Raw genomic sequence first — 22,279 nt, 5'->3', positions numbered from 1 at the left:
TTATTTTTTGTTTACGCTTGAAACGTATTTTAAGTTGTGATTGTGTTCTCCAACTTCCATTACGTGTCCATCTCCAAAACATTTGCAAGCCATTTTGTCAAGTAAAGCAGGATCTGAGTGTTCCATAATTTCTTCGACTAAGTAACCATATTCTTTTTTAAATTCATTTGTTACATAGTATTTTGATTTTTTACCTTGTTTTGTTCTGGCTACCACTTTGTCTCTTCTTAAATCACCTAAGTGTTTTGAAACATTAGCTTGTTTTTCCTTTAAAAGGTCAACTAAATCTAAAACGTCACATTCTTTTTCATGGCAAGTAAATAAGTGAATAATTAAATTTCTTTTAACGTCCTTAGACATAAATGTTAAAAATTTTTCGATTGTCATGATAAGCTCTCCTATCTATTAAAAGTCATCGTATTGTCCATCATAAATTCATTCTTCTGTTTTATCTTGCATCGTCGGATGAATTATATGAGATTTTTTCTTATTTAACACTTCTTCAGCTTGTTCAACTTTATCAAGTGTTATTTGTTCTTCTTTTGTAACAGCTCTTGGGTTGAATGATTCAAAATTTAATACAAAATTATCATCATCTTCATCACTGTAATCTAGGTCATCTACTTGTGATTCTTGTGAATCTGTAGAAGTTTGTTGTTCTTTAGTACTGTCTGCAACAAATTCTTGTGTTATTTGTTCTTCTATATTTTCTGGTTTGATTTGGAAAATGTCATCAAATGATGAATCAATTTCACTTTGGTTAATGAATGCTTCTTCTGTTGGCTGTTCTTCTTTAATTACTGTTTCTTCTACAGCAACAGGTTCTTCATTAACTTCTTCATTTTGTATATCTTCTATTATTTGTTCAGTTTCAATATTATCATTTGAAACTTCATTGTCTTCAAATGTTCAGATTTCTTCATAAACATCTGATTCATTTTGAGTTTCTATTTTATTATCATTTTCTGAGTTTGATTCATCAACTAATTCATCTTCTGAATCAATTTCTTCTTCAAGTGTGTCTTCGACTTCTTCAGGTTCATTTTGTTCTTCAATGCTTTCTGAAGTTTTGCTCTTCATAACTTCTTCTTCTTCATCATCATCTTCATTAGATGAATCAAAGTCAAAGATTTGTTCCTCTACAACAGTTTCTGTTATAGGTTCAGCTTTTTCTTCTGAGTGAATTACAACTTGCTCTGCAGGTTGTTCTTCAGCTTCGATTATTTGTTCATCATTAATATTTAAATCAACTTCATCTACTTCTTCATCAATTGGTTCAATTGTGATTTGTGCAGTTAAAATTTGATTTTGTACTTGTGGTTCTTTAGCAACTTCGTGTTCTGCAGTTTTGTTAATTGTGTAAGTATTTGTTACTTGGCCTTTTGAAGTTGATTTAAACTCTTTTGTTTTTTCAGGTGTAAATCAACTATCAATTTGATTTTGAATTCAAATTCAGTTAATAGGTGTAACAACTTCCACATCATATGATTTAGATTTTAAGAATTTAACTGCATCATATAAAGACACGAAGTTTTCTTTTGAATTCGCATAGTACATTGTGTCAAATGAAATACATTTGAATGGTATTTTATTGTATGTAACTACAATGTCTATATCTAATGAACCAACTATGTAATCTTTGAACACTTCAAAGTTTGGATCATATGCAATTGCACTTTTGATTCTATTAAATACTAAGTTTTTAAATCAGTCGTCTTTGAGTTTAGTATTTGAAATTGAATAATGGTTTTGATCAAATGATTCTTTGATTTCAATTCTTCTTTGTTCTGATTCTTTTTCTAAGAATTGAAGTCAAGATTTGAACACTCTAATATCGTCAGATATTTCAGGTGTTAAAATGATATCTTCGGATTTGATTGTCTTAATGATAATCATTTTTTCTTTAGCACGTGAAATTGCAACGTTAAGAGCATTTTTACCACCTGGACGTGAAACGTATGTAGATGATAATTTTGTGTTCTTATCGTAAGCAATTGTTGCAATAACTAAGTCAGCTTCGTCCCCTTGGATGTTTTCAATGTTTCTGATTAAAAGTCTCTTGCTGTGAATTGCTTTTTCAAGTAATGGATATTGATTGTAAATCAATTCTGTTATGTAATTACTTTGTTTAACGTTAAATGATAAAAGAATTATTTTCTTATATTTATCTATATTTTCTATTACTTTGTCTATAGCTAATTTAGCTTCAACGATGTTTTTGTTTTGGTCTCAAGAACCATCTACTTGGTAAACTTCAATTGGTTCATTATTTCAAGCATTAGCAGCATCTAAAACGTTAAGTTTACTTTGGTAGAAAGTTTTTGATGAGAACCCCATAAGTTCAGCGTGATTTGAACGGTAATTCTTATCAAGCATAACATTATGAACTCCTAATGAAAGTGCATAATCTAGAACTGATTCAACTTTACCGAAAATCGAATCATCTGTAATACGTTGCACGAATCAAGAAGTCGGTTTCATTTGCTCTGTGTCACCAGCAAAGATTTTGAATTTTGCTAAATAAAGAATTGGAATGGCATTTTCAATGAAAATCTGACTTGATTCATCAAGGATTGCATAATCAAATTCTTCTTTAGATCAACCTGATAAATCTGCGTTAGGTGTAGCAACTACAATCGGGAATAATTGTTTAATCATTCCAGTGAATTTTTTAACAAATCTGTAAGGTTCTAAGTTTTGAATTCTTACTGATTGAGCAAATTCTCTATATTCTTTTTTAAGTTTTTCGTCAAATTTATTAATTCTAGCCACTATTAAGTGAGCCACAAAGTCTCTGACTTCTTCTATACTCATTCTTTGAGGTCTAGGTTGAATGTTTTTGTAAGCTGTAATTAAATTATTAAGTTTTTTAAATGGGCTATGTTCTGAATTAATGTGCTCAAATCCAATTGTGTTCACAAATTTCATTAAATCATTTAATGAACCATTGAATGCAGGCAATTTTTCGTCAATTAAGTTACCTAATTCTTTTAGTCTTCTATATTCTTTTACAAATGGTAAATATTTATATTTACTTAATTTAAGTAATTCTTTAGCTGTTTGCTGGTTTGTTGGTTCAGTTGGATATTTAACATCTTTTGGAAGTGATAATAGAAACTCGATGTCTGTTAAATGATCGAAATCTTGCTTTTGTGATGCAAAGTAGTAGTAAGTTAATAAAACATCTTTTGCAAGTGAATCATTTAAATATTCAGAAGCGGCATCTATAAAGTTAATTTCGCTTTCTGAAATAACATTCAAAGGATGGAATCCATTTGTTCCACTAAAGTTCTCAAGCATATCTAAGTATTTTTTAATAGGTTCATAGAATGATTTTCTGTTTGTATTCTTTGTATTTAATATAAATAAGCAGAATGCAGATAAATCATCTAATCTATTTTTAATAACTTCAAGCGCAGCTCTCTTTTGCGAAGCAACAATTGCTGTTTTCTTTCTTACTAAGATGTTAGCTAATATATTAACTATTGTTTGAGATTTACCTGTACCTGGTGGACCTCAAATAACAGTGTTTTGAAGCATTGAACTTACGATTGCCTTATCTTGAGATAAGTTTGAATCTGTTATCTTGATTAATCCTGTGTTATCTCTATATGTATTATGCTCAACTGTAGCTTTATAAATGTTTTTATTAAACTCAACTTTGATGATGTTATCAATTTCATCTTTTTGAGCAATCTCTTTCATTCTGTTTCTAGCATACCCACCTCAAGGTTGGTAAATTCCTAAAACAGCACCTGGATGGAATTTAATATTTTCATTAGTAATTTCTTCCTCAGGATTTGAGATTTTCTCAAAAGGATTTTTAAGTGAAACTGGTAAATCAAATAAATCGTTTCAATCTTCTTGTAACTTATTAATTAAAGTAGAAATTTTGTAGTCTTTAAATTCTGCATCAATAGAAATCTTGAAATCATTATTGTTTAAGAAGAATACAAGTTTTTCATTAACTTTAATATCTCCATCTGATTTAATAATTGGTTTACCATTTACAAAATCAATTGAAGCTTGTTTTAAGAATAAAGGAGCATAAATGAATTTGTCATCTTTCTTAAGTGAAATAAATAAGAAACCTATATATAAAGGTCAAATATTTGTTTCATCAAGAATGTTAGTTACTTTGTCATCTAACAATTTTCATTGTGTGATTGACTTTTGCAACATTAACTGTAAGTCATTTAAAATCTTTTTCTTGTAGTATTCTCAATCTTGTTGTACGTTTTCTAAATTAACTTTAATTTTTAAATGATGCAATACATCAAGTTTGCTTTCTAAATATAAGACCAAGTTATCAGGTCCTGATATATTAGAAATTTTTTCAATCAAAGTAATTACATTATTGTCTAGCGCACTTATTTGAAATGTTTCATTGTTATAAAACGTATCTCAGTTTTTATCTCCTATAAGCGAATACAAGTCATAAAAATATTTATTTTGTATTTTTGTAAATATAGAAGAATCAGTCTGCGAAATATCTAATAAGTTATCTAGAATAATCTTATATTTGTTTTGTTCTTTACTCATTTTGTAACCTCATTATTTTACTTGTTGTTCTAATTGTCTAAATGTTTCATTAGCATACTCACCAAGTGTTATAGATACTTTAGAACTAGATAATAAAATTCCACTTACACCTTTTAATTCTTTTAAAGCTTCTGTATCGACTTTGTTGTTTGATTTAACTGTTACAACTAGTCTGCTTATTTTAACTTCAAAGTTATCAATATTTTCTTTAGCACCTAGAGCACCAACTAATTGTTCAACTTTGAAAGGAAGCTTGTTACTTTGGTAAATAGTGTTCTTAGCTTTCTTTTCTTTGTTTCATTTAATTCATATGAAACCTAACGTAATAATAGTTAGAAAAATAATCTTTGTCATTTGTTTAGTCATAGTAATAATTATATTGTAAATATAATTATTATTAAATATTTTTTATATTATATATACATATAATATACATATACACGTGTGAAAATACTTTTAGCATAGTGTACAAGGCATTTTAGTCAAAAAATGAAACTAAATTATTACTAAAAATGCATATATTTTTATATATACATTTTATGTATATATAATACTTTTTTACAATAAATTGCTATATAATTTACTTTATGGAAAAAATAGGTATTATCATTGATTCCTTTTCAGGAATCTCAAAAAGCGAAGCAGAAGCTCACGGATTTTATTATTTACCATTACAGATAGAAATTGATAAAAAAGTTTATCAAGATGGTATAGTTGACCCCCTTGAAGTTTTAGATCAGCTTGCTACTGCAACTGATATTAAAACTTCATCACCAAAATTAGATATCCTTCAAAGCGCAGTCAAAAAAGCTGCTGAGGAAAACCAAGAAGTTATTTATTTAGGTATCTCATCTAAATTATCTTCTACACCAAATCACGTTGCAGCTATGTCTAATGAATATAAAAACGTTCATGTAGTTGATAATCACTTTGCAGGTGTTCAATTATTATATGCAGCTAAATATGCTAAAAAACTAAGTGAGCAAGGCTTAGAAGTTCAATCTATTATCAATCATCTTGCTAAACTAAATCAAAAATCACACACATTCTTACTCCCTATGAACTTAAAATATTTAATTTCAGGTGGTAGATTATCATCAGTTAAAAAGTTTATCGCTTCAAAAGTAAGTATTTACCCTGTCCTTTCATATGATAAAAATGACGCAGTTTCATTTGTTTCATTCAAATTAACTTCATCAGGTGCTATTAAAAAACTATTTGAAAAAGTAATGGAAGTAGTCGATAAACCAGAAGATTACGTTTTCACATGAATGCACGGTATAGACGAAAAAGTTAATAAATTAGTTCAAGAACAAGCGCAAAAACACTCGATTAAACTTGTTAATGAACAACTTACTTCAAGTGTTATTTCAGTTCACACAGGTCCTGAAGCTTTTGCTATTATGATAACTCCAAAAGAAGGTTACGATGCCTAGACAAAAGAAAAATGCTAAAAAACCAGGTTACTCAACAATCAAATCAGAGAAAAAATATACTCAATTAGTTGATTTAGTAATCGAAGAGAATGTTAAAGATGAAACATCTGTTAAAAGATATAAGAAAAACAGACTAGCATATATACTAGCTATTTTCTCTTTAGTTCTATTAATTGCATTAGTAGCTGTCTTAATCACAGCTATTGCACTTAAATGAATATAATTGCATAATCAAAAACGTCTTAACGTAGTTGTTAAGATGTTTTTTAATCTAATTTTAGTGTTTTTGTGTTTAACTTGACTAAATTTGATTGTTTAACCGATTTATTTGAATTACTTTTACATTTCTTAGATTGTCCATAACCTTATCGTGAATGATTTGTAGAATTTCTAATTCATTAAACTCACTAATTTTCTTATGTAGTACTTCGTGATTAATGTTGTATGAATTCTTAAATAAGATATCTTCTTTAATTTTAAATATTGTGTTTACATTAAGCTCATAATCAGTTAACCCATCTGCAGTATATAAAAGCAGACCCATATCAGTGTCTAATTTGAATTTTTTGTGTTTAACCTCACAGAATAAGTATTCATTACCCACTTGTAAGATTGGCATAATTAATTTATCAGTCATTTTCGATTTTTTAAATAAGAAGTCGAATAAATCATCACTGATTTCGTGGACTTCAAATAAATCTATAAGTTTTTCTTTATTTTTCATTTCGCACCTCATTTATTTAGTAAATTTAGTCAAATTTGAACTTAATTTGAATAAAGCGCATTAAAAAATCACCATCTTATGATAGTGATTTAATAATTATTAAAGGATTAGTATCCTTCTTTAGAAGTTTTCCCTTCAATAATAGCGATTGAACGACTTGTTCCAAATCTTGTAGCTCCAGCTTCGTACATTGCAATTAAATCATCAATGTTTGCAATTCCTCCAGCTGCTTTGATAAGTAATTTGTCTCCACAAACGCTTTTCATAATTTTAACATCTTCCAATGATGCACCACGGAAGCTTGTTCCTGTTGAAGTTTTGATGAATTCAGCACCTGATTTCATAACGATTTCAGTTGCTTTTCTGATTTCTTCTTCTGATAATAAAGCTGTTTCGATGATAACTTTAAGAACTTTATCTCCACAAGCTTCTTTAACTTTTTTAATGTCGTTAAGAACGTATTCGTAGTCTCCTTGTTTGAAACGTCCGATAGCCATAACCATATCAATTTCTGTAGCACCGTGTTCGATAGCTAATTTAGCTTCGTGTGCTTTAACTGCTGTAATGTTAGCTCCTAAAGGGAAACCAACAACTACAGTAACACCGATTCCTGTTCCTGCTAATCTTTCAGCTGCATATTTTGCTCATCCTGAGTTAACACAAACTGTAGCAAAGTCATATTTAATAGCTTCGTCGATTAATTTATCAATGTCTTTTTTTTGCGCTTCAGCTTTTAATAAAGTATGATCGATTAATTTGTTGTAATTCATTTTATCCTTTGTTTAAATTTAACTATTTAAATTAAGTGTTTAATGTAATTATTGTAATTTAGCAATAATAATTTTGTTTTCAACTTTTTCTTTATTGAATTTGTATCCTTGTTTAAGTTCGTTAACTAATTCAACATCGATTGGGTTTGATGAATATAATGTGAATAATACATCACCTTTTTTAACTTCTTCATTTGTTTTCTTGTTCAATGTAATTCCAGCTTCATTGTCAATGCTGTCTTCTTTTGTTTTTCTTCCAGCACCTAATTTCATTGAAACAATACCAAATGTTAAAGCGTCAAAGATTTCTAAGTATCCTTCATCTTCTGAAATAACTTCTAATTTGTATTTAGGATTTCAGAATGTAGGTGATTTAAGAGCTTCTACATCACCATGTTGTACTCTTACAAATTCATAGAATTTTTCAAGAGCTTTTCCGTTTTTAATAACTTCATCAACCATTTTAAGTGCTTCATCGTGTGATTTAGCAATTTTAGCTTGTTCTAAAATTGTTGCACAAGATGAATAAACTAATTCATTGAAATCTTCAGGTCCTTTTCCTTCAAGAGTTCTAATTGCTTCAAGAACCTCGTTTTTGTTACCGATTTCACGACCAATTGGTCTTGACATATTTGTAATTTCAGCTCTTGTGTCTACATTAAGTTCTTTACCAATGTTAATCATTGTTTCAGCTAATGCAATAGCGCTTTTTTCATTTTTCATAAAAGCACCATTTCCACATTTAACATCAAGTAAGATAGCGTTTGAACCTGTTGCTAATTTTTTAGACATAATAGATGAAGCAATAAGTGGAATAGATTCAACTGTTGCTGTAACATCTCTTAATGCATATAATTTTTTGTCAGCTGGAACAAGTGATGCAGATTGTCCAATAACTGCAATACCATGTTCTTTAACTTGTTCGATAAATTCTTTTTCAGATAATTCAACTGTGAAACCTGGAATTGTTTCTAATTTATCGATAGTTCCACCTGTGTGCCCAAGTCCTCTACCACTCATTTTAGCAACTGGAGCCCCTAAAGCAGCAACGATTGGTCCTACTGCTAAAGTTGTTTTATCTCCAATTCCACCTGTTGAGTGTTTGTCAACTTTAATACCAGGAATAGCTGATAAGTTCATAACTTCACCAGAATGCATCATATATTTTGTCATTGTTGCAATTTCTCTTGAGTTCATTCCATTGAACATAACTGCCATTAAGAATGCACTCATTTGGTAATCTGGCGCTTCACCTCTAACATATGAATTAATTAAAAATTCAATTTCTTCATTTGTTAGTTCATGATTTAAACGTTTTTTCTCAATAATATCTACTACACGCATATTATTTTGCTAATTCTAAAGCAATCTCCATCATTTTTGTAAATGCTGTTTGACGTTCTTCAGCTGATGTTTCTTCGTGTGTAATTAAGTTATCTGAAATTGTTAATAAACAAGCAGCTTCTTTTCCTGTAGCTTCAGCATTTGTGAATAATGCAAATGATTCCATTTCAACACAAACTGATTGTGTTTCTTCAATTCTTTGTTCAAGTGGAACAACTGAGTAGAATATATCTGATGAATGTACTCTTCCTTCAGTAATTTTTGTTCCTTGTGAAGCAGCAATAGCTTTAATTTCTTCGTTTAATTTTGCTGAAGGTAATGAAATGTTTCCTTCTTTTCCTAAAGCAATTCTTCTAAATGCATCAGCGTCAGCAAAAGCTTCTGATGCTAAAACAACTTCGTAAAGTCCTAAGTCAGCTTTGTATGATCCAGCTGAACCAATTCTAATAATTCTATCTACATCATAAAATTTGAATAATTCATATGAGTAAATCCCGATTGAAGGACATCCCATTCCACTAGCTGCTACAGTGATTGGTCTTCCTTTGTATGTACCTGTGTACATAAACATATTTCTAACTGTATTAACTAATTTGAACCCTTCATCTAAGTATGTTTCAGCAATAAATTTTGCTCTTAATGGGTCACCTGGCATAATAACTGTTTTAGCTATTTCACCTTTTTTAGCATGAATGTGTGGTGTCATTTTTTCCTCCTAAATTTAATAAATTAAAAACATCAAAATATTAAGTATGATGTGGACTATTTTTAGTCAAAAATATTTTAACACTTAAAACAAAAAGTTAAAAGAATTATTAATAATATATTATTAATAAGGAAAATAAAAAAGTTAGTCAAGCAGACTAACTAAAATATGCACAAAATAATTTCATATATAAATTTATTTAATGGAAGCAGTTATTATAAAATGCAAACCAAAAACAAAACTTTGACAAAAGTTCTATTTTTGAGTTTTTTTATAGACATTTTAACGTCTGATAGTTTCTCTAGTATCTAAATTATAAATTGTACTTGGCGTTCCTGTTCCTTCACAGAAGTCAATAACATTTTGGATCATCGGGAATTGTGTTTTAGCTTCTTCTAAAGTTTTCGAAGCTGGTTGTCCTGATAAATTAGCACTTGTTAAATACATTGGACCATTTTTGATTAAGAACTCTTGAAATGCTTTGCAAGCTGGCATTCTGAAACCTTGATCATTTACAATAATTGTATTTGCACCAGGTCATTTATGAATAGCAAATGCATTTGCTTCTTCATTTCATTGCGCAAATCCTTGAGCTTGTTCTAATGAACCTACAACAATTACCATCTTTTTATCTAATGGTCTTTGTTTAAGTTCATAAAGTGCTTCTAATGTTTCAAGAGAAACAAAACCACCAAGTCCAGGTACAGTATCTGTAGATACTAGGAAAATATCTTTATATTTTGATCTTTCCATATTTTAATTTTACTCTTATAGAGTAAAATATATATACTAAATTAAATTTTTTTTAAATTTATTTAAAAAACTTTTAACCCTAAAAAAATGGAGGTAAAAATGCCAGAATACCCTGAAGTGACTATAATCACAGAACAATTAAATAAAAAAATATTAAACAAAACTATCAAAAATGTACAAATTAATGTTTCTAAAATTATTAAAAATGTACCTTTGGATGAGTTTGTAAAATCAGTTACTGATAAGAAAATTATCCAAATTCAAAACTATGGTAAATTCATCACAATTTATTTAGATGACAATTCTAAAATGGTTATCCATTTAAGAATGTCAGGTATGTTTTATGTTGTTGAACAACAACATTTAGCTGATTTAAAGAAAATGGTAAATCATATAATTGTTGAATTTTATTTATCTGACAACTTATGTTTCGTTTTTGTTGATCCAAGAATGTTCGGATCGATTGAATACTTTGCAAACTCTGATAAAAGAAGTGTTTATGAAATTAAAAAGTTAGCTAAGTTACCTAAAGATGTAGATGTTGATGCTTTATATGAAAAATTACAGAGAAAAAACATTTCAATTAAAGCTGCATTATTAGATCAACAACTTGTTTTAGGTATTGGTAACATTTATGCAGATGAATCTTTATTTGCATCTAAAATTTACCCAATGACTAAATGCAACAAAGTAACTAAAGAACAACTTAAAGAACTTTTAAAAAATGCACAAATCATTATGGACGACAGCATCAAAGCAGGTGGCAGCACAGTTCACACTTATGCATCAGTTAATGGTGTGGTTGGACATTATCAAAACTATTTAAGAGTTTATAGCAGAGCTAATAAACGTTGCTTAGTATGTAAAGAAGGAATTGTTCAAAAAGTTAAATTAGACTTTAAACCAAACGGGAGAGGAACATCATTCTGTCCTGTTTGTCAAAAAGAACAATAAGATGAATAAAAAAAGTTTATTAATAGTAATAGATATGCTTAACGGTTTTGCTAAAGAAGGGAAATTATCTTCAAGTAGAATAAATAACATTATTCCTACTATAGAAGATATGTTGCAAAACTATGAGCATAATATTTTCATATGCGACCATCATTCTGAAGATGATTTGGAAATGAAAACTTATCCAATTCACTGTTTAGCTAATGATAAAGAATCACAAATAGTTCCTGAATTACAAGAATATGTTCAAAAAATTTATTATAAAAATACTACAAATGGGTTTTACGATATTCCAATGAAATTATGAGATCAATATGATGAATTTGTGCTTGTAGGTTGTTGCACAGATATTTGTGTTATGCAACTTGCTTTAAGTTTAAAAATTTACTTGAACAAAATAAATTCAGATAAAAAAGTCATAGTTTATTCAAATGCAACTGATACATATGATGCTCATGAACATGATGGAGACAAATTCCACAACTTTGCTCTAGACATAATGAAAAACGCAGGAATTAAAATTAGAGTATGAGAGTAGTTGATTTACACGGTTTATTAGCTGAAGAAGCTCTAATTGTAATTACAAACAATTTGTTTGATTATAAAACTGGTAAAGTTGACCAAATTATGTTCATCACAGGTAAAGGTACTGGTATTTTAAAAACTACGTTAGAAAACTACTTACATTCTAATAATATTAGATACTCTATTTTTAATGACGATGGAGCCTATTTAATAAATAGATTCAATGAACCATATTCAACATATGACTATGATTCATATGAAGACGATGAAGAATTTTCGATGTCACCATTAGATGTAGATAATTTATTTAATAACTTCAAGAACGAAAAAGAAGAATAAGAATAAATTGCTTTAAATTTAGATTTATCAGGATTATCGAAATCTAAATAAAGCAGGAAAATGCCTTTAATAATTGACCACTAGTTAAAGACTTTTAAGTTTATGTGCTAGTGGTTTTTGTATTTTGTAGCTTCAAAATATTAAATTTAGCAAATAGGAAACAAAAGGTATAATTATTTAACTTATTTATAAGTTAAATTAAATAAGAAAGGAGAAAAAATGGAAAACTTAACACAAACTGATTTAAAACTTGGTTTAAGTTCTGAGGAAGCACTTAAAAGAAATCAACAATTTGGTTTAAACACAATTGAAACTAAAAAGAAAAAGAATATCTTTTTAATTTTCTTAAATCAATTTAAAGATTTTATGATCATCATTCTTTTAATTGCTGCTGCATTTAGTTTTGGTGTTACTATTTGAGAACACGTTGATGGTAGATTAAAAACAACTAGTGAAATCGTTATTGCATATATTGAACCATTCATCATTTTAGTAGTTGTAGCACTTAACTCTATGCTTGGAACTTATCAGGAAATCAAGAGTGATCAAGCTGTAGCTGCATTAGCTAAATCTAATGAGCTTATGGCTAAAGTTATAAGAGATGGAAAAACAGTTATTATTCCATCATCACAAGTTACAATTGGTGATTTAATTGTGGTTGAAGCTGGAGATTACATCTCTGCTGATGCTGAATTAGTTGAATCTTACTCACTTAGTGTAGTTGAATCATCATTAACTGGTGAATCACTTGCTGTAGATAAAAAAGTTGGAACTATTGAAAACATCGAATCTTTACCATTAGGTGACAGATACAATCAAATTTACTCAAGTACATACGTTGTAAATGGTAGAGCAATTGCACTTGTAAAAGCAATTGGGGCTAACACAGAAATCGGAAAGATTAACTCATCTATCCAAGAACAAGAAGTTCAACTTTCACCATTACAAATTAAATTAAACAAATTAAGTAAAATCTTTGGAATTGCTGGTATTGTATTATTGTTCTTAACAACAATCTTACAAATTGTTTTAACAAACACAATTTCAAACACTTGAGATGAACCTCAAGTGTACTCAAACGCTGTTGTTATTGGTATTTCACTTGCAGTAGCTGCAATTCCTGAGGGGTTAATTACTTTCACAACAGTTCTTTTAGCAATAGGTGTTTCAAGAATGACAAAACAAAATGCAATTATCAAAGCATTCCCTGTTGTTGAAACATTAGGTTCTACATCGATTATTTGTTCAGACAAAACAGGAACATTAACTGAAAACAAAATGACAGTTGTTAAATTCTTTGAAGCAGCTGATCCAAATAATAAAAACTTAGCTAAATCACAAACATTAGCATCATTTGTTGCTTGTTGTGATGCAGAAGTTACAAAACTTGAAAATGGTTACAACGAAGTTGGAGACCCTACTGAAACAGCTATCTTAAGATTTGGAATTGAAAATAACAATTCAAAAGATAGTTTCTATTCTAAATACAAAAAGATTTCTTCACTTCCATTTGATAGTGACAGAAAAACAATGTCAGTATTAATCGAAACACCTGAAGGTACTAGAGTAATGATTACAAAAGGTGCTCCTGATGTAGTCTTAGCTAAATCAAAAAATAAAGCTGATGAATATTCACACATCAATGAACAATGATCAAACGATTCAATCAGAGTTATTGCTGTTGGATACAAAAAAATGAAACCTGATACAACTTCAATTAGTGTTGAAGATGAAAACGATTTAGTATTCTTAGGATTAATCGGAATGATTGATCCACCTAGAGCTTCAGTTAAAGCTTCAATCGAAGAAGCTACTGCAGCTGGAATTAAAACAGTTATGATTACAGGTGATCACTTGACAACTGCTATTTCAATTGCAAAAAGCTTATCAATTTTCAAAGATGGAGATATTGCAATTGATGGAAAACAATTAGCAGAAATGAGTGATGAACAATTATTAGAACAAGTTAAAAACATTTCTGTATATGCTCGTGTAAATCCATCTGACAAATTACGTATTGTTAAAGCTTGACAAGCACATAATCAAGTTGTTGCTATGACAGGAGACGGCGTTAATGATGCCCCTGCTCTTAAAGCAGCCGACGTTGGTTGTGCAATGGGAATTACAGGAACAGACGTTTCTAAACAAGCTGCTGATGTTATTTTAACTGATGACAACTTTAACACCATTGTACACGCTGTAAAAAGTGGTAGAGAAACATTCGACAGAATTAAAACAGTTATCTTAAACTTACTTATTTCTTCATTAACAGAAATTATTGTTATGTTATTTGGTTTATTCATCTTTAGATTTATCTTTAAAGATGCAATCAATACAGCTGAATTTATTGTTCTTACAGCTGCACAATTATTATGAATTAACCTTCTTACACACGGACTTCCTGCTATTGCACTTGGAATGGTTCCAAATGAAGAAGATGTTATGAAACGTAAACCATTTAATAAAAATGATAGTATCTTCGCAAATGGAATGGGTATTAGTTTAATTATCCAAAGTTCAATCTTAGGATTTGTATCATTACTTTCATACTTATTTGTTGGGTTATATGCTCAATCACAAGGTATTAAAGGTGAATGATTTGTAAAACTTACATCTTCTGCTACATTCATTACATTAGGTATTGGTTCAAGTATTAACTCACTTAACTTAATGTCTTCAAAAAGCATTTTTGTAACAAACATTAAAAAATACTACTTAGTTTACTTAGCTTCAGCATTCAGCTTTATCTGTGTTGTTGCTTCAGCATTCATTCCTGGACTTGCTTCAGTGTTCGGAAATGTTGATATTGTTGAGTTTGTAAATGATGCAAAATTAATTAGTTTAGGAGCATCATACTCAGTTGTTTACTGACTAATTCCATTATTGCTTGGATTTGTCCTTACAGTTTCATTTGAATTCTACAAACTTTACAAATTTATTAAATTTAACCCTAACAATCACATCAAAGCTAAATTAGCAAAGAAAAACTAATTACCTTACAAATCATATAAACAGTTAAATTAATCAGTTTGACTGTTTTTTTTATTTTTTTAGAATTTTTGCATAATTTTACACATTAGAGTATAAAAAAACAGTACCATGTGAGTGATACTGATTTTTTTTTAAATTAAATCATTATTTGTTTTTGTTTTTTCTTCTAGCAGCAGTTGCAATGAAAATACCACTTAAGAAGGCAATTAATGAACCAGCAACAACATATGGTCATACTAAGCGTGGAACTCTGTTAACTAATGATTTTTTAACAGCAGTTACTAAAACATTAAGATCTTTGATTTTTGAAACATCAAGAGCTAATTGTTTCATGTTTTTAACATCATCTGATTTTATGTCGCTTCTGTCTTTAAGTTGAATGTTGAAGTAATCGTATGTTGTTAATAATTTTTTAAACTCATTTAAGTTAGCTAAATCTAATTGTTTAGCTGTTTTATTAAATTTGTATTCTGAAACTTTTGATGTTAAGTAGTCAACTAAGTCAAGTAAATTTTGAGCTTTAGCAACTGCTTTTTCTCCAGATTCTTCTTTGTATGATTTTGAATTGAACATAGCAATTTTATTTTCAATTTGTTTTCTTAAAACATTTGCTTTTTCAGTTCCATATGTACTTGCTAAGTATTGGTTTGTTAAGCTTTCTAACTCAGATACTTGTGCATCATAGTTAGCTTTGTTTAAAGCTTTAGCATCTTCAATAGCTTTTTGTAGTTCTTCATTTGATTTAGCAGATTTAATAGCTTCAGAAGCTTTGAATTTTTCTGAATCATATGGATATGGTTCATCTGATAAGAATGATAAGTCGTTAAGTGATTTAACTGCTTCATTCTTTGTATTATTGAATTTTAATCTTCCTTCAGGAGCATTAATTTCAGGATTTGTATTTGTAGTTGTTACATTTTCAGTTGTTGCACTTACTGTTGTAAGTAAAGCAAGTGGAGCTGCAACTCCTGCGCCTAAAGGTAAAAGAATTCATTTTTTCTTATTTTTTAAGTTCATAAAATTTCCTTTTTCAATAAATACTTAAGGAAGCTAAAAATATTAATTTTTAAGCTAGAAAAGCACTTATTTTATTCTTGTCTTTTTTATAAGTAAAATATTCATATTAATTATACCTATAAATAGCATAAAAATCATCTTTGAAGCATCTTTTTTTTTTTTTTGCAAAAGTAATTTTTTACATATTTTACCCTTAAAGTTTCGCATTATGAAATTTTTAGATTTTTAAAAAATACAAAAAAATCAGCACTATTTTTATCTAGTACTGATTGATTTTGATTGTTTATTAATCGTTAGTTAATTTTTTATTTCTTTCTACCAAATACAAAGATTAACATACCAATTAATCAAGTTACAGCTGAAGCAGCTACAAAGTATGGTCAGATTAAGATTGGTGATGTTTCTTTTAATGATTTTACAATCGCTGTTGTAAGCACATTTAAGTTGTTGATCTTTGCAATATTAGAAATAATTTGTTTTAAGTTTTTTACATCATCAGCTTTAATTTGTGATTTGTCTTTTGTGGCAATGTTAAAGTAATTATTATCATTTAAAGCTTTTGAGAACTGGTCAATGTTGCTTAATGATGAAGCTTCTGATGATGTGTTAAATTTAGGTTTAGATACATCTGTTGTGATGTAATCAACTAAACTAAGCAAGTTTTTAGATTTAGCAATAGCTTCTGCACCATTTGTATCTTCAAATGATTTAGTAGCAAATTTTGCTAATGCTTCTTCCATTTTTTCTCTTAATTTATTTGATTTAGCTGTCCCATATGTACTTTGTAAGTATTCATTAGTTAAGTTATCTAATTCACTTACTTTTGCATCATAGTTAGTTTTATTAAGAGCATTAGCATCTGAAATTGCTTTAGCTAATGATTCAGCATCTGTAGCGTTTTTAATAGCTTCAGAAGCTTTGGATTTTTCTGAATCCGATAAGTATGAAAGTTTAGCAAGTTCTTTAAGAGCTTCTTCTTTAGCAGCATCTAAGCTTACACTTCCATCAAGAGCAGCAATTGCATTGTTTAATTTATTTGTTAAATCAACGATATTATCTACTGGCTCATTAAAGTTAGTAATATCTTTAATTGCTTCTACATTAGCTTTAGCTTCATCAAAGTTAGTTTTTGGTTGTTCTGAAGCTTCTGTGTAAGCAATTGTTTTTTGTGCTTTAGAAGCTTTATCTAGAGCTTCTTTAGCATTATTCATTAAAGTAGCATTGTTCACAATGTTATTTACATCTGTAACAGCTTCTTTAGCATTGATATCAGCTTTAGCAGCATCTTTTTGTGCTTTTGATAAGTAATTTAACTTATCAATAGCAGCAATAGCATCTGCTTTAGCTTTTGCTAAGTTTGAATCTCCGTTTAATGCTTTGTGAGCATCTTTAAGAGTTTGCACTTTATCTTGTAAGTTTTCTACAGCGTTCTCAAAGTCTTCTTTGCTTTCTAATGAATTTAAATTGTCTAATGCTGTAGTTAATGCATTTTGTTTGTCTGCATCAGCTTCTTTGAATTGAACTTTTTCTTTAACTGGGGCAATGTCTTTAATTGTTCCTAGAGCAGCATCAACTGCTGTTGCATTTGCAACAATGTTATTTACATTGTTAATTGTGTTTTGTTTTTAAACTTTAGCTTTAGCAGCATCTTTTTGTGTTTCTGAGATGTTTTGTAATGCATCAATAGTTTTCTTAGCTTCTTTTTTATGCTTGTCTAATTCAGTTAAGAAACCACTTAAAGTAATAGTTTTAGATTGTTCTGATTCAATATCAGTTAAGTTTTCTTTAGTTGAAGCAATTTTATATTTAAAGGTAATTGAACCATTAGCATCATCAGCGCTTAACTCAACAATTTTTAAATTAACTTGATTAATCGCTTCATTATCTAAGTTCATATCAAAATATGTACTTAAATTATTTAATACTTCATCTTTATTAGCTAATAATTCTGAAGGTAAAATTTCAGCTTGATTATCTAATTTGTATTCAACATGAGATTGAATTGTATCATCTGCTAATAAATTATTAATTCTTTCTTTTTCAGTTAAAAATCCGTTAATAGTGAATTTTTTATCATCAACATGAATGTCATTTAAACCGTCTCTTGTTGAATAAATGCTATAAGTACCGCTTAAAGTACCATTTCTATCATCATGAGTTTTATTGCTAATTGTAATATTGGCAGTTTTAGCATCGTTTTGACTTAAATTACTGATAGTAATTGTAGTATCTGAAGCTTGTTTTTTATTTTTATCACTAACACTATTATTTAAATCAAAAACTAGATCTTCTAATCTTTGTAATTCGGTTTTAAAACCGCTTAATTTATTAGTATTAGCACTTCTTGTTTCATTAACAACAATTTCTGCGCCTTCTAAACCTGGTTTAGTTGATTGCAATGTATAAGTTACTTTGATATATCCTTCACGATCATCACGTTCAGTAATAGTTAATGAATTTTCTTTAACTTTAATTTGATTTTGTTCTAAAGTTTCATTGTTGTTTAATTTAACAATTACTTTTGAATCAATTACATCTTTTTCATTATAAAGCGGTAAGTATTGATCACGATTTGTAAAATCAAGCACAATTTCTGGTAAGAAGTTTTCAATTCTTCTTTTCTCTTCTTCGATATTAGTTAAGAATCCATCAAAATTAACAGGAGTTGATTCCTTAGAAATTACTTTTTGTTCATTGAATGTTTCTTTTCAATCGCTTACTAATTTTTTCAAATCATTTTGATCAGTATTTACTTGTCTATTTGAAATTAATTTGTATTTAACTCCAATTTGACCTGTATTATCATTAGAATCTGTTAGAAGTAAATCAGAGATGTGATAGCTTGTATTGTCGGCATTTTCTTTAAATGAAGCACTAAAATCATCTTTATTTAAAGTTGAAGCTTTTTTATTTGCTTTATTAACAGTGTTATTTAATGAAATATCATATGGATTAGCATCAATTAATTTATTTAATCTTTGTAATTCTGTTTCAAATCCACTAATAATAATTTCTTTAGTATCAGAAACTACAGAAGTAAAGTCTGGTTTGGTTGATCTAGTTTGGAAACTTAAACGAATTTCACCAGTTAAATCATTGTAACCAATAATTTTTTGATTAATAAATTCATAATTATCTTTATTTAATGTATCTCAAGTTCAATTAGTGGTTGCATCTGTTAAACTTGAAGCTTGTTCATTTGCTTTATTTGGATAATCAATACGATAAAGAACGCCATTTTCAACTTTGTCACTAAAATCAAGAGAATTTAATCTTTCTTTTTCAATTTGCTCTAAAGTTTTAAAGCCACTTAAAGTACCTGATTTGTTATATTCGTCGCTTGAAGTTACAGTATTCAAGTTTTGTGAATTAACCACACCTCTATTAGAAATAATTTGTCATGTATAACTAATTTCACCTGCGTTATCATTAGCTGATTTATCTACTACTTTTAAGTTATAGCTTGTATCTTGATTAGTTGTTAATTTATTTAAAATTAAATCTTTTAATAATTTTGATGCCTTTAATTTATTATATTTATCGCTTGAAATATTTTTAATTCCAGCTTCAATTGCTAATTTTTGCATAATTTCATCAAGACGCATTTGCTCAGTTTTGAAGCCATTAATTTGCGCATATTTATTCTCTGAAGTTACATCTTGATAAACTTCACCGCTTTTTTCAGAAACTAAATGGTATTGGATTTCAATATAACCTTCAATTTCGTGTCTTGCATCAATACTATCAATTACAACTCTGGCTTCAGGATTAGCTTCTTGAATAGATGCAATTACTTTTTTAATAACTGCACCTGAAGGTAAAGTTGTAATTTTATCTTCATGATCTAGTACAACAGTTAAATTATTTAAACGCTCTTTTTCTGCATCACGATCTATTCTATCTTGCTCTCCCTTAGTTCTAAAACCATCAATTACTGAGTTTTTATTATTACTTTCAGGTGCAACAAAATTATCAATTTCTCAATTTGAAACTAATTCATTTTGTGTTTTAGTTGAAATTAATTTGAGATTTAAAGTATTTTCTCCAGCTTGATTATTAGGAGTAATTGAATTAATTTCTATATTAGCTTTGTTGGCAGTTTTTTTAGTTTCATCATAAGAATAATTATTTTTATTATTAGCTGGCTCAACTGAAGGTAATTGGTCCTTTTTATTTCCATCAAAACTAATATCTTCTTTACTTAAAGTATTTAAAAGTTCATTCAATCTTTGACTTTCAGTCTTGAAGCCACTAAGAATAATTTCTTTGGTATCAGATTCAATATTGTTTTGATTACTTTTTAGTTTATATGAAAGTTTAATTTCACCAGTGATGTCATTGTAACCAATAATTTTTTTATCAATTACACTAACGTTAGAATCTTTAGCACTTAAAGTAATTTCATCGGCATTATATTCAGAAGCTAATTTATTTTTAGTTACATTTATTTCTAAATCATCAATTCCTTTAGCTTTTAAATTTTCTTTTTCTCTCTCATTTTCTTTTTCTCTTTCAACATCAGTTTGAAAAGGACTTAAAGAATAAGTTCTTGACTGAGAAACAATGTTGTTATTAGGAATATCTGTTCGAGTAGATAAGAGATGATATTTGAAAGTAAGTGCGCCGTTTTGGTTATCTCTTGCAGTAATTTCATCAATTATTAATTTAACTTTATTATTTGATCCTGCTAAATATCCTGATAATTGTGCTAATTTAACTTCATCTACAGTAGTTTTGTTTTGTGGTTTATCACCATTAAATTCAATTTTTTTAGATCTATTTATTAATAAATCGTTTAATCTTTCCTCTTCAGTCATATAGCCATTAATAGTTATAGTTTTAAGATCTGAAGTAAGAACTTTACCGTTTTTATTACTTTGCACCACAAAATTAGCTACTAATGTTCCGGTTCTATCATCTCAAGATTTAATTGATTTAACCACAATGGTTTCATTTGAATGATCAAGATTATCACTAGCATCAAAAGCAATATTAACTTCTGATAATTTATTTACGAATTCTGATGCTTGAGTAAGAGGATCAGGAGTGCCTAAAAAATTACTTGTATTATAGCTATTAATAGTTTTTTGTTCTTTTTCTTCTCTGGTCATAAAGCCAGTTATTTTAGTAGTTAAACTTTTGCTTGAAACAACTTTTTTATTATCTAAGTTATCTTTGGTTGATTCTAATTTATAAGTTACAATTACTCCTCTTGAATCATCTGGATCGGGTTCAATTTTATCGATAATTACTTTAGCATTATTAGATGGACTAATAGAAGTTGTAAAATTATCTTTTGTTAAATCACTAACAGCAACAGATTTTTTATCTGTGCCATTAAAATCAACAGTTTTAGTAACAGCTTCATCTCGAACTAATTGATCTAATCTTTCTTGCTCAGTTAAAGTGTTTAAGGCATTATCATTATTTAAAGTATAAGTTTTACTTGATTGAACACTTTCAAGATTTTCTTTAGTTGATTGATATTTGTAACTTAATTCTAATTTACCTGTTACTTCATTTCTATTAGTAATATTTAAATCAACCGGTTGAGCATCTTGTGGAATAGTATCATTATTAAATTCAATTTCTTCATTTGAAATTTCGCTTGCTGTATCAGTTGTTTTTATATTATCTTTAACTTTGGCAGTTGCAGTATTTAATCCATTTAATCTTGCAACTTCAGCTTCATAACGTTCTTGTCCATTTAAAGCATTAATTGCCGCTTTAATTTTTTCGTTTAAAGCGTCAACTGTTGCTTTATTCATCAAATCAGAATTATTTTCAGTATTTAAAGCAGTTACTAAATCTTCTGCTTCTTTAATCGCACCACTTTTTACATTGTTATTTTTAGTTGGGTTACCATCATAAGCAGTTCTTAAATCATTAGTGGTATAAGTGTAATCATTGCTTGAAGTAACTTTTTCTTGATTAGAAATATAGTCTTTTAAAGTCTTCATTGAAGAATCTAAAGCTTTATTAGTTGTATCTTGATTATTAACATCTTCAATAGTATTTTTGCTATTAATTAATTCAATTGCTTTTTCTTTTTGCTTTTGTGTTAAATATGAGTATTCGGAATTAATTTTTCTAATCGCTTCATCTTTAGCAGCTTTTAATCTCTCTTCACCATTTAAAGCAGTAACAGCATTATTAAGTGCTGTAATTTTTCCGTTTA

Annotated in this window: 18 protein-coding genes; 7 read left to right on the top strand and 11 right to left on the bottom strand. The window is 28.5% G+C overall.

Annotated elements, in window-relative coordinates; all coding sequences use genetic code 4:
• The 3 genes from VBM89_RS01245 to VBM89_RS01235 are packed head-to-tail and all read right to left on the bottom strand — an operon-like array spanning position 1 to position 4,908.
• Positions 1–387: a transcriptional regulator gene (locus VBM89_RS01245; RefSeq protein WP_323188509.1), complete on the bottom strand. Its 387-nt coding sequence runs from the start codon at positions 385–387 to the stop codon at positions 1–3.
• A gap of 18 nt (positions 388–405) precedes the next feature.
• The gene (locus VBM89_RS01240) at positions 406–4,542 is read right to left on the bottom strand and encodes an AAA domain-containing protein (protein ID WP_323188508.1); all 4,137 of its coding nucleotides are present in this window, start codon (positions 4,540–4,542) and stop codon (positions 406–408) included.
• A 12-nt stretch (positions 4,543–4,554) separates the two neighbouring features.
• The gene (locus tag VBM89_RS01235; protein WP_323188507.1) at positions 4,555–4,908 is read right to left on the bottom strand and encodes a PTS glucose transporter subunit IIB; all 354 of its coding nucleotides are present in this window, start codon (positions 4,906–4,908) and stop codon (positions 4,555–4,557) included.
• A gap of 221 nt (positions 4,909–5,129) precedes the next feature.
• On the opposite strand from VBM89_RS01235, the gene VBM89_RS01230 reads away from it, so the two are divergent.
• Positions 5,130–5,978 (top strand): DegV family protein, encoded by an 849-nt coding sequence (locus tag VBM89_RS01230; RefSeq protein ID WP_323188506.1) that lies wholly within the window; start codon positions 5,130–5,132, stop codon positions 5,976–5,978.
• Positions 5,971–6,201 (top strand): hypothetical protein, encoded by a 231-nt coding sequence (locus tag VBM89_RS01225; RefSeq protein ID WP_257088624.1) that lies wholly within the window; start codon positions 5,971–5,973, stop codon positions 6,199–6,201. Before VBM89_RS01230 ends, VBM89_RS01225 begins: the two co-directional genes overlap by 8 nt.
• Before the next feature lie 78 nt (positions 6,202–6,279).
• On the opposite strand, the gene VBM89_RS01220 is transcribed toward VBM89_RS01225, so the two are convergent.
• The 5 genes from VBM89_RS01220 to VBM89_RS01200 all read right to left on the bottom strand — a co-directional run bounded on the left by VBM89_RS01220 (position 6,280) and on the right by VBM89_RS01200 (position 10,275).
• Positions 6,280–6,702 carry a hypothetical protein gene (locus VBM89_RS01220; protein WP_323188505.1) on the bottom strand — a complete coding sequence of 141 codons (423 nt, stop codon included), beginning with the start codon at positions 6,700–6,702 and terminating at the stop codon, positions 6,280–6,282.
• 107 nt (positions 6,703–6,809) lie between these two features.
• On the bottom strand, positions 6,810–7,472 hold the full coding sequence (gene deoC, locus VBM89_RS01215) for a deoxyribose-phosphate aldolase (protein WP_323188504.1): 663 nt from the start codon (positions 7,470–7,472) through the stop codon (positions 6,810–6,812).
• 48 nt (positions 7,473–7,520) lie between these two features.
• Positions 7,521–8,816 carry a pyrimidine-nucleoside phosphorylase gene (locus VBM89_RS01210; protein WP_323188503.1) on the bottom strand — a complete coding sequence of 432 codons (1,296 nt, stop codon included), beginning with the start codon at positions 8,814–8,816 and terminating at the stop codon, positions 7,521–7,523.
• 1 nt (position 8,817) lies between these two features.
• Positions 8,818–9,522: a purine-nucleoside phosphorylase gene (deoD, locus tag VBM89_RS01205; protein WP_257088632.1), complete on the bottom strand. Its 705-nt coding sequence runs from the start codon at positions 9,520–9,522 to the stop codon at positions 8,818–8,820.
• Between the two features lie 282 nt (positions 9,523–9,804).
• Positions 9,805–10,275 (bottom strand): L-threonylcarbamoyladenylate synthase, encoded by a 471-nt coding sequence (locus VBM89_RS01200; RefSeq protein WP_323188502.1) that lies wholly within the window; start codon positions 10,273–10,275, stop codon positions 9,805–9,807.
• 99 nt (positions 10,276–10,374) lie between these two features.
• On the opposite strand from VBM89_RS01200, the gene mutM reads away from it, so the two are divergent.
• The 4 genes from mutM to VBM89_RS01180 all read left to right on the top strand — a co-directional run bounded on the left by mutM (position 10,375) and on the right by VBM89_RS01180 (position 15,084).
• Positions 10,375–11,229: a bifunctional DNA-formamidopyrimidine glycosylase/DNA-(apurinic or apyrimidinic site) lyase gene (gene mutM, locus VBM89_RS01195; protein WP_323188501.1), complete on the top strand. Its 855-nt coding sequence runs from the start codon at positions 10,375–10,377 to the stop codon at positions 11,227–11,229.
• Position 11,230: 1 nt separating this feature from the next.
• A complete protein-coding gene (locus VBM89_RS01190) occupies positions 11,231–11,767 on the top strand; it encodes an isochorismatase family cysteine hydrolase (RefSeq protein ID WP_323188500.1) in 537 nt (178 codons plus the stop codon).
• Complete coding sequence (locus VBM89_RS01185; protein WP_323188499.1) at positions 11,758–12,093, top strand: Smr/MutS family protein; 336 nt, start codon at positions 11,758–11,760, stop codon at positions 12,091–12,093. The genes VBM89_RS01190 and VBM89_RS01185 overlap by 10 nt, the downstream gene beginning before the upstream one ends.
• 219 nt (positions 12,094–12,312) lie before the next feature.
• A complete protein-coding gene (locus tag VBM89_RS01180) occupies positions 12,313–15,084 on the top strand; it encodes a cation-translocating P-type ATPase (protein ID WP_323188498.1) in 2,772 nt (923 codons plus the stop codon).
• A gap of 144 nt (positions 15,085–15,228) precedes the next feature.
• On the opposite strand, the gene VBM89_RS01175 is transcribed toward VBM89_RS01180, so the two are convergent.
• Both VBM89_RS01175 and VBM89_RS01170 read right to left on the bottom strand, forming a co-directional pair.
• Entirely contained in the window at positions 15,229–16,101 is an 873-nt protein-coding gene (locus tag VBM89_RS01175) for a hypothetical protein (protein WP_323188497.1), read from the bottom strand.
• A 305-nt stretch (positions 16,102–16,406) separates the two neighbouring features.
• On the bottom strand, positions 16,407–17,504 hold the full coding sequence (locus VBM89_RS01170) for a hypothetical protein (protein ID WP_323188496.1): 1,098 nt from the start codon (positions 17,502–17,504) through the stop codon (positions 16,407–16,409).
• 61 nt (positions 17,505–17,565) lie between these two features.
• Between VBM89_RS01170 and VBM89_RS01165 the strand changes: the two genes are divergently transcribed.
• Complete coding sequence (locus VBM89_RS01165; RefSeq protein WP_323188495.1) at positions 17,566–17,730, top strand: hypothetical protein; 165 nt, start codon at positions 17,566–17,568, stop codon at positions 17,728–17,730.
• Here the strand turns inward: VBM89_RS01165 and VBM89_RS01160 are convergent.
• A partial coding sequence (locus VBM89_RS01160; RefSeq protein ID WP_323188494.1) for a lipoprotein 17-related variable surface protein occupies positions 17,727–22,279 on the bottom strand: 4,553 nt, incomplete at its 5' end. The two genes, VBM89_RS01165 and VBM89_RS01160, sit on opposite strands and share 4 nt — an antisense overlap.

Origin of the sequence: Mycoplasma sp. 1199, from assembly GCF_034863365.1 — a bacterium.
Lineage (GTDB): Bacteria > Bacillota_I > Bacilli_A > Mycoplasmatales > Metamycoplasmataceae > Mycoplasmopsis.
The sequence above is the reverse complement of the archived record's forward strand: the minus strand, read 5'-3'. Positions and strand labels throughout refer to the sequence as shown.